The organism is Dietzia sp. oral taxon 368, assembly GCF_002999155.1.
Taxonomy (GTDB): domain Bacteria; phylum Actinomycetota; class Actinomycetes; order Mycobacteriales; family Mycobacteriaceae; genus Dietzia; species Dietzia cinnamea.
On sequence record NZ_CP027238.1, the window covers coordinates 2,346,053 to 2,358,836 of the forward strand.

The window sequence follows — 12,784 nt, forward strand, 5'->3', positions numbered from 1 at the left end:
ACCCGGGTGGTCCCGCCGACGGAGCGCAGCGTTCGGCCAGCAGCAGCGCTAACAGTGACGGGAGTGGCGCTAGGCTACTGACGTGATCAGTGCTTCCCATGTGACCAAGGCGTACGCGTCCGCGACGCGTCCGGCTCTGTCCGATGTGAGCGTGGAGATCGATGACGGAGAGTTCGCCTTCCTTATCGGTGCCTCCGGTTCCGGTAAGTCGACCTTCCTGCGACTGCTGCTGAGGGAGGACCGGCCGGACTCGGGTCGGCTCGTCGTGGCCGGCCACGATCTCACACGCATGAAGAACTCGGACGTGCCCGGACTGCGGCGTTCGCTCGGCTGTGTGTTCCAGGATTTCCGCCTTCTGCCGGGCAAGACGGTCGCCGAGAACGTGGCGTTCGCGCTCCAGGTCATCGGCAAGTCCCGCCGGACCATCGAGAAGGTCGTCCCGGAGACGCTCGACATGGTCGGACTGGGCACCAAGGCGAACCGTCGGCCGCACGAGTTGTCCGGGGGAGAGCAGCAGCGCGTCGCCATCGCGCGGGCGTTCGTGAACCGTCCCGTGCTGCTGCTCGCGGACGAGCCGACGGGCAATCTCGACCCGGAGACCAGTGAGGACATCATGCTGCTGCTCGACCGGATCAACAGGACGGGCACCACGGTGCTCATGGCCACGCACGACCGCCACATCGTGGACCGGTCGCGCCGCCGGGTCGTGGAGCTGGTCGACGGTGCAGTCGTGCGGGATGACGCGCGCGGGACTTACGGGGTGGATCGCTGATGGCCGTCCGATTCATCGCCTCTGAGGTCGCCCAGGGACTGCGCCGGAACCTCTCCATGACGCTGGCCATGATCATCACCACGGCCGTCGCGCTGGGGATGCTGGGCGCCGGGCTGCTGGTGGCGATGACCGCGTCCGCGAGCCAGGCCAAGTACGACTACCTCAACGAGTTCCGCGTCTACGTGGACCGCTCGATCTCCGTCGAGGACCCGGAGTGTGCGGCGGAGTGCGCGGGAATTCGCGAGCAGCTCGAGGAGACGCCGGGCGTGGCGTCGGTGGAGTACAAGAACCCGCAGGAGACCTACTCCGAGTTCGTCGAGCTGTTCGCCTCGACCGACCCGGTTCTGGTGGAGTCGACGTCGCCGGACGCTCTCGGCTCGCGGTTCACCCTCACTCTGTCCGATCCGACGCGGGCGGAGGAGGTCGCGGTGGATCTGGCGGACGTGTCCGGGATCGAGGTCGTGCAGGGGCAGGGTGAGCTGGTCGAGCGCGTCTTCTCGGTTCTCGGCGGCATCCGCAACGCGGCGTTCGCCATAGCGGTGGTTCAGCTCGTGGCGACCGTCCTGCTCATCGCCAACATGACCCAGATCGCGGCGTTCACGCGACGCACCGCGGTCGGGATCATGCGCCTGGTGGGCGCGAGCCGGTGGTACACCGAGTTGCCGTTCGTGCTCGAAGCGGTGATCGCGGCGATCACCGGCGCCGTCCTTGCGGTGGGGGGTCTGTTGGTGGCCAAGAGCGTGTTCCTCGACAGGGTGCTGGACGAGGCGTACCGGGCGAATCTCGTTGAGCGAATCACGACCTCCGACATCCTGGTGCTCGCCCCTGGGCTCGTCGTCGCCGGCGCGGTGGCCTCCGCGTTGACGGCGTGGGTGACCCTGAGGCTGACGGTCCGTCACTAACGGCCCGGCACTGATGGCCGGCACTGACGGCCGCCGCCCCTTCCGGCTCGTCTAGACTCTGGGGGCTGCGCAACAGCAACGAGGAGGTGAACCGACGTGGCCAAGAAGAACAAGAAGAAGGGCGCGTCCTCCCTCGGCTCCGACGGGAGCATCGTCGCGAGTAACCGCAAGGCCAGGCACGATTTCCACATCCTGGACACCTACGAGGCCGGGATCGCCCTCGTGGGCACCGAGATCAAGAGCATGCGGGAGGGTAAGGCCTCGCTGGTCGACGCGTTCGCGACGGTCGACGACGGCGAGGTGTGGCTCCGCGGGCTCCACATCCCCGAGTATTCGCACGGGAGCTGGACGAATCATGCCCCCAAGCGGGCGCGGAAGCTCCTGCTACACCGCCGGGAGATCGACTCGCTCGTGGGCAAGGTGCGAGACGGGAACGCGACGCTCGTCCCGTTGTCGCTCTACTTCGTGAACGGTCGCGTCAAGGTCGAACTGGCCGTCGCGCGGGGTAAGCAGGCCCACGACAAGCGGCAGGACATCGCCCGGCGGACGGCCGAGCGCGAAGCGGTCCGCGAGCTGGGCAGGAAGATCAAGGGCATGCGGGCGTGATGCCGGTCGCGCTGGCGTCGACCTCGGCGGTGGCGTACGGCATCAGTGACTATCTCGGTGGCGTGGCGTCCCGCCGCGCGCGGGCGTTGCGCGTCGTCAGCGTGGCCTACCCTGTCTCGATCGTGCTCGTGGGGGTCGCGGCCCTCGTCGCGGGCGGGTCACCTACTCCGGCGGGCCTGGGGTGGGGGTTGGCGTCCGGGCTCGCATCCGGCGCCGCGGTGTGGACGTTCTATGTGGCGCTGTCCCGGGGGCCGATGAGCGTCATCTCGCCGATCACGGCGGTCCTGGCCGCCGCCGGACCTCTGGCCTTCGGGTTGGCGGCGGGGGAGCGGCCCGGGTCCGCGGCGATGGCGGGGATGGCGGTGGCGCTCGTGGCCACCGTCCTCGTGTCCCTGGAGGGGGTGGACGGCTCGTCCGCCGCGCACGGGCGGTTGACGGCGTCGCTTCTGGTGATGTCGGTGGTGTCGGGCTCGGCGTTCGCCGCCTTCTTCGTCCTGTTGTCGCGGGTGCCCGCGGGCGAGGGGCTCTGGCCGGTCGCGGCGTCGCGGGTAGGCGCGACGGTGATGTTGCTCGCCGCTGCCGTGGCCGCGCGTGAGTCGTTCCGCTTCCCGCGCCGTCTCATCGCGATCGGGGTGGTGATCGCCGTGTTCGACGCGATCGCGAATGGTGCGTTCTACTTCGCCTCCCAGGCAGGGATGCTCTCCCTCGTCAGCGTCATCGCCGCCCTGTACCCCGCCTTCACCGTCGCGCTGGCGGTCACGCATGGGGGCGAGCGGATGCGCGCGGTCCAACTGGCCGGGCTGGGCCTGGCCGGCGTCGCGATCGTCCTCCTCACGCTTGGCTGACCGGAGACGGACGTCACCCTGGTATTCGACGGTCCCCCGGGGTATGGTTGGAGGTCCGTCGGCGGAAGTCGGCGGCTCCTGAGGGGCTGATGTGGTTTCGACTACGTGAGCTGACGCAGGGGAAGCGTGCCGGTGCAGGCCAGAGACCACCGTAAGCGTCGTGGCAACCAATTACGCGCCGATACCAATCAGCGCGACTACGCCCTCGCTGCCTGATAGCGAGCCCGTAGTCTGTCGGCCCGGGGTCGCTCTCGCCCCGGAACCCGGCATCATCTAGAGGGATCACCGGCTCACCCGGTCACGGGGTGGGTCGGGACAACTCACAGTGACTGGGATCGTCATCGCCAACACGTCCGCATGAGGGCGAGATCCGAGTAGAGGCCAACGCGGACTGCGCACGGAGAAGCCCTGCCGATGCTGCGGAGGACCCGGGTTCAATTCCCGGCAGCTCCACAATCGGGCTGAACCCCCGGTCGTCTCGACGACCGGGGGTTCAGCGCATTTCAGAGTGCTGCTCGGAACCATCGATGCAGAGCCCGTCCGCGCGCCGGCCGCCGGCGCTGGCCCCCTCCTGCCTCAGAAGGGTGGTGGTGGTTGGAGGAGTTCGTCGAGGTGCTCATGCAGTGCGCGGAGGATGGCTTTCTCCAGGGCGCTGTCGGTGGGTTTGTTGCGTTGCCACCAGCGACTGGCTTCGGCTGGGGTCACCCTTCCGCGCGGGGCCGGGTCCGAGTGCGGGGCGGCGTCGGTCTCGGCAGGCGCCGCGGCGGGCGAGCTGCCCGCGGTCTCGTCCGCGGTGTCGGGTGGCGGCGTGGTCGACTCGGCTGCGTTGCGGGCGGCGGTGCGGGCGCGTTCGCGGGCCAGGCGTTGGGCGCGGCGGGCGAAGTAGGTCGCCTCGTCCAGGACCCCGGCCCCGTAAACGGGGCTGGGATTGCGGCGTTGCTGACGCGCCCAGGCCTCGGCTTCGTCGCGTTGCTGTTCGCGCCGGTACTGGGCCAGCGGCCCGTCGGGGCGGGTGAGCATGACGGTGCCGTCGGGGGTCGTCACGATCAGGGTGCCGTCGGGCTGGAGCTGGTAAGTCCAGTCGGAGAAGGTTTTGAACCGGTGGTGGCGCCGACACTGGGCCACCAGGTTCGCCTCGATGGTCAGGCCACCGGCGGCGGGGTCGGCATGATTGAACGGCACCACATGATCCAGGTCGCAGTCGTCGGCGGGGATCGCGCACCCGGGGTGGCGGCAGGTGCCGTCGCGGAGCCGGACCCGGCGCGCCAACTGGGCACCGGGCCGGTACCTCAGGGCGGCGTCGGTGTCGTCGGCGGCACCGATGCGGGGATCGACCTGTTCGAAGGTGGCCCCATCCGAGGTGGCGAGCATCTCCATCAGGGTCTGCAGGGCCGCCTCGCCGGTGCGGGTGAACTCCACCCGCGCCCCGTGTTCGTCGCGGCCGTTGTCGCCGGTGGCGATGACGGTGACCTTCGGCCGCAACACCGGCGCCTGACCGGTGCCGCCGGTGGCGGGCGCGCCCACGGCGCCGTCAGCGGCATCGTCTGTGCTCGCGGCGTCCTCGGAAGCGTTGGCAGCGTCGGGGTGGGTGGGGGTGTCGCCGCAGATCAGGGACATCAGGGCGTCGGCGCGGCGTTCGGCTTTGGAGTAGTTCGGCTCCGGCTCAGGCCCGTCCGGGGCGGCGGCCGTGGCGTCGGCGTCGGCGGCCTGGTGTTCGGCGACGCGTTGGTCGAGGGCTTCGGCCAACACGGCGGCTTCCTCGGTGGCCAGCAGGGCGGAGACGGTGGACATGCCGTCGACGCCTTTGCCGATGCGTACGCCGCGGGTGCGGCTGGCGTCTTCTTTGCGTAGGCGGATGGCGTCGGGGTCGTGGCGGCCGATGACGGCGTCGATCTCATCGCGCAGGGCCTTGTCGCCCAGTCGGATGCCGGCGGCGACACCGTTGAGGTAGTCGTCGACGACCTGGCGTTGGACCTGGTCCAGGACGTCGCCCCGGACGGTGGCCATCTGCCGGGCGAGCAGTTCGGCGACGCGTTGCTCCATCAGCCCGGCGGCCATGGCCTCCAGGATGGCCGGGTAGCGGGTGTGGAGTTCCCAGGAGAAGGACAGCATCTTCTCGGCGCGTCTGGCGGAGATGGACATCGCCGCCACCACGTAGCCGGCCGCGGCGACGAGGCCATCGACCACAGCGTGGCCGGGGCGGGCCTCGTAGCTGCCGTCGATACCGTGGCCGTACTCGCGCCAACACTCCTGCAGCAGCGCGTAACAGGCCACCAGACGCTGCGCCGCCGCGCGATTCTCGGCCGCCCACCCGGCCCGCGCCGCCGCAGTCAGGCCCGTCATCGCCGCGGCGGCGCCGTCACCGGACGAGCCGGCACGGCCGGACGAGCCGGCAGCACCGGACGCGCCAGTGGGGCCACCGGCCGCGCGCTCGGGATCGCCGTCCATGCCCCACCCCCCGTGATCGACCGTGCGGCCGCGCCGCGACTTGTCTCGAATACGTGTTCTAGTCTACGTCCACGTGCTCGACACCACAAGAGCTTCGTCTGTATCGCTGACGGTGCCGGCGCACGTGCACCCAGGGGGTCGGTGACGAAGGCTTCGGTACCCTCTCCCTAGTGCCGGTCACCCGGAAGGGGTCGACGGTCTCCCAGTAGAGAAAGGCCCGCGGACACGTGAACGCCAAGCCCAACAAGAGCACCAAAGTGCTGCAGACCAAGTCCAACAACGGGATGATCATCACCGTCGTCGCGCTCATCGCGGTCGCGGTGGTAGTCCTCGGTGGAGTGGTCTGGATGGCCCAGAGGGGCGGCGAGGCCAACCCCATCACGTTCGGTGAGACCGCCGACGAGCAGATCGAGATCACGGACACCGGCGTGGTGATCGTGGGTCAGCAGGACGCCCCGACCATCCAGGTCTGGGAGGACTACATGTGCCCCGCCTGCGGCTCTTTCGAGGCGCAGTACGGCGAGTCCATCTCCGAGGCCGTCGAGGCCGGGGATCTGCGGGTCGAGTTCCACACCCTCAACTTCCTCAACGGCCAGTCGGGGTCGGGCGAGTACTCCACGCGCGCCCTGGCGGCCGTCCAGTGCGTCGCGGCGAAGGACTCCCTGCCCGTGTTCTTCGACGTCAAGAACGCCTTCTTCGCCCAGCAGCCCGCCGAGGGTGGCGGCGACCTCTCGGCGCAGGAACTCGCCGGGATCGCCGAGGAGGCCGGTGCGAACCCGGACACGGTCGAGTGCATCGGCAACGTGGAGACCAACGGCGGCATGGACAAGGCCTCCGACAGTGCGGACAACGCCCAGCAGACCATCCGGGAGATCACCGATCGCGTGTCGACCCCGACCGTCGCGTTCGAAGGTGAGGTCGTGGACCTCGCGAACGCCGCCTGGCTGCAGGAGATCGTCGCCTGATCCTCTGCGGTCTCGCGGGCCACGCGCCCACCGTTTTCGTGCCCGGCCTCGCCTTTTCCGGCGGGGCCGGGGCCGATTTGGAAGGCCGGACCGTGGTGGTGTAACTTAAGTCGGGCCGGTCACCGAGAGGGGAACGGCAGAGAAATGGATACGGGGCTATGGCGCAGCTGGTAGCGCACCACACTGGCAGTGTGGGGGTCAGGGGTTCGAGTCCCCTTAGCTCCACCGAGGACGAGATCCCGGGAGGTCGGAGACGATCGCCCGGGATCTCGTCATTTCGCCGTCTTCCGCGGCGGTGCGCGCGGACGTAGGGTCGGTACATGGCGGAGCCGCGGGAGATCACCGCCGTGCTCGACGAGCTCGTCGACGCCGGCCGGCTGATCGGGTACGTCTGCGGCGTCCGGCAGGACGGCCGCTCATGGCTCGCCGCGGGCGGTACGCGGTCCATGGGTGGGCCCGCGATGCCCGAGGATGCGGTGTTCCCGCTGTCCTCCAACACCAAACCGATCGCGGGCGTCCTCACGATGCGGCTCGTGGAGCGTGGCGTGATCGCCCTCGACGATCCGGTGGACGCGCAGCTGCCCGAGCTCGCGCGGCCGCGGGTGCTGGCCGAACCCGACGGGCCGCTGGGCCGGACGGTGCCGGCTGAAAGACCTGTCACGGTCCGGGACCTGCTCACGATGACCGCCGGCGTCGGGTGGCCGGTACGCAACCCCGACCTGGGCGAGGCCATGGCCGCCCGAGGGGTCGCGCCCGGCCCGTACGCACCGGCCGTCCCGCCGGGGGAGTACCTGCGCAGGCTCGCCGAGCTCCCGTTCGCCGGGCAGCCGGGCGGCGGGTGGTGGTACCACACGTGCAGTGACATCCTCGGAGTCCTTCTCGCCCGCGCCACAGGCGCGTCGGTGGGGGAGCTGGTCGCCGAACACGTCACCGGGCCCCTCGGTCTGACCGACACCGGGTTCACGGCCGATCCGGGCCGCCTGGTCGTCACGTACGGACTCGGGCCCGACGGCCGGGTGGCGCCGGTGAACACCTCGGCCAGGTTCACGGCCCGGCCGGTGTTCGACTCCCTCGCCTGCGGGCTCGCCGGGACGGTGCACGACTACCTGGCGATCCTGGACGTACTCGTCGACGGCGGTCCGCTCATCGGCGCGGAGAGCGCGCGGTTGATGACCTCCGACCACCTCACCGAGCGCCAGCGGGCCTCCGCCGAGGGGTTCCTGGAGCCCGGATGTGGTTACGGGTTCCAGGTCGAGGTCCGCCCCGACGGGACGGTGGGCTGGGCCGGGGGACTGGGCACGATCGGCTACGTCGACCGCCGTGCCGGCCGGTCCGCGGCGGTGTTCACCTCGCAGGCCTTCGACGTGCCCGGCACGGCGGAGGCGCTGGAGACGGTGTGGTCGCTGCTGGGCTGAGCGATCAGCGGCACTGAGCCGGTCAGCGCCACCACGTGTCGAGCGGCGTGGCGGGGGCGGTGCGCTTGTGCCGTGAGCCGAGGAACAGGGACTCGATGCGGGCGGCGGCGTCGGTCGGGACACCCTCGCGCCCCTCGAGGTAGTCGTCGATCTGCGCGTAGGTGACGCCGAGCGCGACCTCGTCGGGTAAGCCGGGCCTGTCGTCCTCCAGGTCGGCGGTGGGGACCTTGCGCCAGGTGGACTCGGGCGCGCCGAGGTGGCGCAGGAGCGCGGCGCCCTGGCGCTTGGTGAGACCGGTCAGGGGGGTCAGGTCGACGCCGCCGTCGCCGTACTTGGTGAAGAAGCCGGTCACCGCCTCGGCGGCGTGATCGGTGCCGACGACGAGGTGGTTCACCTGCCCGGCCACGGCGTACTGGGCGATCATCCGCTCACGCGCCTTGACGTTGCCGCGGACGAAGTCCCGGAGCGGACCCGCCTGGTCGGGGAGTGCCGCCAGGGCCGTGGATGCGGCCTCGGCGGCGGCGTCGGACGCTGCACGGACATCCACCGTCAGGGACGCGTCCGGGCGGATGAACTCCAGGGCTATCTGCGCGTCGGCCTCGTCGGCCTGTACGCCGTACGGAAGGCGCATCGCGATGAACCGGGCCTGTTCCATCCCCTCCTCGCGGAGGCGTTCGGCCGCGAGCTGACACAGTCGCCCCGCGAGCGTCGAGTCCTGACCGCCGCTGATGCCCAGGACGAAGCCGGAGGCGGGTGTGGAGCGCAGGTAGTCGACGAGGAAGGCGACCCGCGTCTCGACCTCCTCGGCGGGGTCGATGTCGGGCCGCACGCCGAGTTCGGCGATGATGGAGGCGCGCAGCGCACTGGAGTCGGGTGGCGTCTGGTTCATGCGGTCAGCTTAGGAACCGCGTGTGACGTCCACGTGACATCAGTGCGCGGTCCGTGGTGCGGTCCCTCGCCGGTTGGAGTTCTTGCCGGGTGGTCCGTTACGATGGACCAGTTGTGTGTCGTACATCCGACCCCGTGGTCGGACGTGTCGCACAGTGATTCCCAGTCGTGTCGGCGGCCATCGCGGCCGCCCCGAGAGCCTAAGGAGCGCCACATGAAGGTCCGCAAGTCCCTTCGGTCGCTGAAGAACAAGCCGGGCGCCCAGGTTGTCCGTCGTCGCGGCAAGACCTACGTGATCAACAAGAAGGATCCCCGGTTCAAGGCCCGCCAGGGCTGAGTCGACCGCGTGAGTACTCACGCACCCCCGAGGGCCCGCCTCCGGTTCGCCGGAGGCGGGCCCTCGTCGTCGTTCCCGTCTCGTCCGCAGCGGTGACCCGCCGCCCGGCGACTAGGCGGGGGTCCGGCGTCGCGCCGCCGCCCGCCGCCGCCGTCGGCAGCGCCCACCAGCGGTGTCCTACGGCTTCCCAGGGTGGCCTCAGAGGGCGCCCGACCCTGCGCCCGCGACGTCCCGACGCTCCGATCGGCGGGGGTGACGGCGAGGGTGCGGAATCGAGCGGAATGGTGGGCAACCTGTGGAAGGGATGGGGACAACCGGGGGCGCGTTGTGAGGGCTCTGGGGGCGCGTTGTGGGTTGCCGAAACCGTGTTCCGGAACGCGCTCCGGGATGCCACGATGGGGTGGTGCACCCGCCGCTGAGGGCCCCGGTGCCCCCGGTTCCACGCTGAGCAGGGGCATCCCACAAGGCGGGATCACGACCTGGGAATTCCAGGGATGTAAGACCAAAATGTTGTGGTCAGTTGACCTTCTCGCCACTAGGGGTAGTGTTGGGAGGTGTTGAAGCACCGATGAATGCCATCCATGCGATTCGGCGCACGACCACCGACAGACACGCGGCCGACCCTTCGTCCGGGCCGAAACCCCGGACGAGACGGCCATCACCAGAAGAGCCCCTCGCGCCGTCCGGCGCCGTGCCGAAAGAGGTCCAGACACACATGGTCACCGTCTACACCAAGCCCGCGTGCGTCCAGTGCAACGCCACCTACAAGGCGCTCGACAAGCAGGGCATCGAGTACCAGGTCGTCGACATCTCGGTGGACGACGAGGCCCGCGAGTACGTGATGGCCCTCGGGCACCTCCAGGCGCCCGTCGTGGTGGCCGGTTCCGACCACTGGTCCGGCTTCCGCCCGGACCGCATCAAGGCCCTCGCCTCCGTGGCGGCCTGACGGCCCGAGGACACCAGCACCTTTCGAGTTCCTGTGACAAGGGGGCGTCGATGGCGGCTCCGCTGCCGGCCGATCAGCCGGTGAGGATCGTCTACTTCTCCAACATCTCGGAGTACACCAAGCGGTTCGTCGACAAGCTCGGTCTCCCGGCGGTGCGGATACCCGTGCGGAAGACCGAGCCCATGCCGGTCGTGTCGGACCCATATGTTCTGATCGTCCCGACCTACGGGGGAAGCCTCGAGATCACGGGTAAGAGCGGGGCCGCGGTCCCGCGGCAGGTGGTCGCGTTCCTCAACAACGCGCACAACAGAAGTCTGTGCCGGGGAGTCATCGCCGGCGGCAACACCAACTTCGGAGCGGACTTCGGTCGCTCCGGCGACGTGATCGCCAAGAAGCTGGGGGTCCCGTACCTCTACCGCTTCGAGTTGATGGGCACACACGAGGACGTCATCCGCGTCCGAGAGGGATTGGAAGAGTTTTGGCAGCACCAACCGTGAACCCTGAGAGCACCACCGCGGGAGAGGCGGGGGAGGGCCAGCGTCTGGACTACCACGCGCTCAACGCCATGCTCAACCTCTACGACGCGGACGGGAACATCCAGTTCGACAAGGACCGTCAGGCGGCGCGGGAGTACTTCCTCCAGCACGTCAACCAGAACACGGTCTTCTTCCACAACCTCGACGAGAAGCTCGACTACCTCGTCGAGAAGGACTACTACGAGCGCGAGGTCCTGGACCAGTACACGCGCAACTTCGTGCGCGAGCTGTTCGACCACGCCTACGCCAAGAAGTTCCGCTTCCCGACCTTCCTGGGCGCGTTCAAGTACTACACGTCGTACACGCTCAAGACCTTCGACGGGAAGCGCTACCTCGAGCGCTACGAGGACCGCGTCTGCATGGTGGCGCTCACCCTCGCCGCCGGCGACGAGACCCTCGCCCGGCAGCTGGTCGACGAGATCATCGACGGCCGCTTCCAGCCGGCCACCCCGACGTTCCTCAACTCGGGCAAGAAGCAGCGCGGCGAGCCCGTGTCCTGCTTCCTCCTGCGCATCGAGGACAACATGGAGTCCATCGGCCGCAGCATCAACTCCGCCCTGCAGCTGTCCAAGCGCGGCGGTGGCGTGGCGCTCCTGCTGTCCAACCTGCGTGAGCACGGCGCCCCGATCAAGCACATCGAGAACCAGTCCTCGGGCGTCATCCCCGTGATGAAGCTGCTGGAGGACTCCTTCTCCTACGCCAACCAGCTCGGCGCGCGCCAGGGCGCGGGTGCGGTCTACCTGCACGCGCACCACCCGGACATCTACAAGTTCCTCGACACCAAGCGGGAGAACGCGGACGAGAAGATCCGCATCAAGACCCTCTCGCTGGGCGTCGTCATCCCGGACATCACGTTCGAGCTCGCCAAGCGCAACGATGACATGTACCTGTTCTCGCCGTACGACGTCGAGCGGATCTACGGCAAGCCCTTCGCGGACGTCGACATCTCGGCGAACTACCACGAGATGGTCGAGGACAGCCGGATCAAGAAGACCAAGATCAACGCCCGGCACTTCTTCCAGACCGTCGCCGAGCTGCAGTTCGAGTCCGGCTACCCGTACATCATGTACGAGGACACCGTGAACCGGGCCAACCCGATCGCCGGCAAGATCACGCACTCCAACCTGTGCTCGGAGATCCTCCAGGTCTCCACCGCGTCGGAGTTCAACGAGGACCTCACCTACTCGCACGTGGGTAAGGACATCTCCTGCAACCTCGGCTCGCTCAACATCGCCAAGGCCATGGACTCGCCCGACTTCGGCCGGACCATCGAGACCGCCATCCGTGGCCTGACCGCGGTGTCCGACCAGACGCACATCAACTCGGTGCCGTCCATCGAGCGCGGCAACTCCGAGTCGCACGCGATCGGCCTGGGGCAGATGAACCTGCACGGCTACCTCGCGCGCGAGCGGATCCACTACGGATCCGAGGAGGGCATCGACTTCACGAACATCTACTTCTACACCGTGCTCTACCACGCCCTCAGGTCCTCCAACCTGATCGCGCGTGAGCGTGGAACCTGGTTCGCCGGTTTCCCGGAGTCCGAGTACGCCTCCGGCGAGTTCTTCGACAAGTACACCGACCAGACGTGGGAGCCGGCCACCGACCGAGTGCGTCAGCTCTTCGCCGAGGCCGAGGTCGCCATCCCCACCCAGGAGGACTGGCGCGCGCTCAAGGCGGACGTGCAGAAGTACGGCATCTACAACCAGAACCTGCAGGCCGTCCCGCCCACCGGGTCGATCAGCTACATCAATAACTCCACGTCGTCGATCCACCCCGTGGCCTCGAAGATCGAGATCCGCAAGGAGGGCAAGATCGGGCGCGTCTACTACCCGGCGCCCTACCTGACCAACGACAACCTGGACTACTACCAGGACGCGTACGAGATCGGCTACGAGAAGATCATCGACACCTACGCGGCGGCCACCCAGCACGTCGATCAGGGGTTGTCGCTGACGCTGTTCTTCAAGGACACCGCCACCACCCGCGAGGTCAACCGCGCGCAGATCTACGCGTGGCGCAAGGGCATCAAGACCCTGTACTACATCCGTGTCCGTCAGCTCGCGCTCGAGGGCACCGAGGTCGAGGGCTGCGTCTCGTGCATGCTCTGACCCTCCGGGCCCG

At 68.9% G+C, this 12,784-nt stretch carries 12 protein-coding genes, 1 tRNA gene and 1 other RNA gene; 12 read left to right on the plus strand and 2 right to left on the minus strand.

Annotated elements, in window-relative coordinates; all coding sequences use genetic code 11:
• Positions 1-82 precede the first annotated feature (82 nt).
• The 5 genes from ftsE to ssrA all read left to right on the plus strand — a co-directional run bounded on the left by ftsE (position 83) and on the right by ssrA (position 3,581).
• The gene (ftsE, locus tag C3V38_RS10940) at positions 83-772 is read left to right on the plus strand and encodes a cell division ATP-binding protein FtsE (RefSeq protein WP_106385783.1); all 690 of its coding nucleotides are present in this window, start codon (positions 83-85) and stop codon (positions 770-772) included.
• A complete protein-coding gene (gene ftsX, locus C3V38_RS10945) occupies positions 772-1,674 on the plus strand; it encodes a permease-like cell division protein FtsX (protein WP_007633868.1) in 903 nt (300 codons plus the stop codon). Before ftsE ends, ftsX begins: the two co-directional genes overlap by 1 nt.
• Before the next feature lie 96 nt (positions 1,675-1,770).
• Complete coding sequence (smpB, locus tag C3V38_RS10950; RefSeq protein WP_007633865.1) at positions 1,771-2,280, plus strand: SsrA-binding protein SmpB; 510 nt, start codon at positions 1,771-1,773, stop codon at positions 2,278-2,280.
• Positions 2,280-3,125: a DMT family transporter gene (locus C3V38_RS10955; protein WP_007633864.1), complete on the plus strand. Its 846-nt coding sequence runs from the start codon at positions 2,280-2,282 to the stop codon at positions 3,123-3,125. The genes smpB and C3V38_RS10955 overlap by 1 nt, the downstream gene beginning before the upstream one ends.
• 82 nt (positions 3,126-3,207) lie before the next feature.
• Positions 3,208-3,581: a transfer-messenger RNA gene (gene ssrA / locus C3V38_RS10960) on the plus strand.
• 120 nt (positions 3,582-3,701) lie between these two features.
• On the opposite strand, the gene C3V38_RS10965 is transcribed toward ssrA, so the two are convergent.
• The gene (locus tag C3V38_RS10965) at positions 3,702-5,573 is read right to left on the minus strand and encodes an HNH endonuclease signature motif containing protein (protein ID WP_254425963.1); all 1,872 of its coding nucleotides are present in this window, start codon (positions 5,571-5,573) and stop codon (positions 3,702-3,704) included.
• Between the two features lie 227 nt (positions 5,574-5,800).
• Between C3V38_RS10965 and C3V38_RS10970 the strand changes: the two genes are divergently transcribed.
• From C3V38_RS10970 to C3V38_RS10980, 3 genes are all read left to right on the plus strand, one after another.
• Positions 5,801-6,538 (plus strand): thioredoxin domain-containing protein, encoded by a 738-nt coding sequence (locus tag C3V38_RS10970; protein ID WP_007626199.1) that lies wholly within the window; start codon positions 5,801-5,803, stop codon positions 6,536-6,538.
• A 152-nt stretch (positions 6,539-6,690) separates the two neighbouring features.
• A tRNA-Ala gene (locus C3V38_RS10975) sits at positions 6,691-6,763 on the plus strand.
• A gap of 95 nt (positions 6,764-6,858) precedes the next feature.
• On the plus strand, positions 6,859-7,953 hold the full coding sequence (locus C3V38_RS10980) for a serine hydrolase (protein ID WP_106385784.1): 1,095 nt from the start codon (positions 6,859-6,861) through the stop codon (positions 7,951-7,953).
• Between the two features lie 22 nt (positions 7,954-7,975).
• Here C3V38_RS10980 and nadE read toward each other — a convergent pair whose 3' ends face one another.
• A complete protein-coding gene (gene nadE / locus C3V38_RS10985; protein WP_106385785.1) occupies positions 7,976-8,842 on the minus strand; it encodes an ammonia-dependent NAD(+) synthetase in 867 nt (288 codons plus the stop codon).
• 213 nt (positions 8,843-9,055) lie between these two features.
• Between nadE and ykgO the strand changes: the two genes are divergently transcribed.
• The 4 genes from ykgO to nrdE all read left to right on the plus strand — a co-directional run bounded on the left by ykgO (position 9,056) and on the right by nrdE (position 12,771).
• Positions 9,056-9,178, plus strand: a complete 123-nt coding sequence (gene ykgO / locus C3V38_RS10990) for a type B 50S ribosomal protein L36 (RefSeq protein ID WP_007626209.1) — start codon at positions 9,056-9,058, stop codon at positions 9,176-9,178.
• 715 nt (positions 9,179-9,893) lie between these two features.
• Positions 9,894-10,124, plus strand: coding sequence for a glutaredoxin-like protein NrdH (nrdH, locus tag C3V38_RS10995; RefSeq protein WP_007627786.1), 231 nt, complete (start codon positions 9,894-9,896; stop codon positions 10,122-10,124).
• A 50-nt stretch (positions 10,125-10,174) separates the two neighbouring features.
• On the plus strand, positions 10,175-10,621 hold the full coding sequence (nrdI, locus tag C3V38_RS11000) for a class Ib ribonucleoside-diphosphate reductase assembly flavoprotein NrdI (RefSeq protein ID WP_007627785.1): 447 nt from the start codon (positions 10,175-10,177) through the stop codon (positions 10,619-10,621).
• Positions 10,622-10,689: 68 nt separating this feature from the next.
• Complete coding sequence (nrdE, locus tag C3V38_RS11005) at positions 10,690-12,771, plus strand: class 1b ribonucleoside-diphosphate reductase subunit alpha (protein WP_061229619.1); 2,082 nt, start codon at positions 10,690-10,692, stop codon at positions 12,769-12,771.
• The last annotated feature ends 13 nt before the right edge of the window (positions 12,772-12,784 follow it).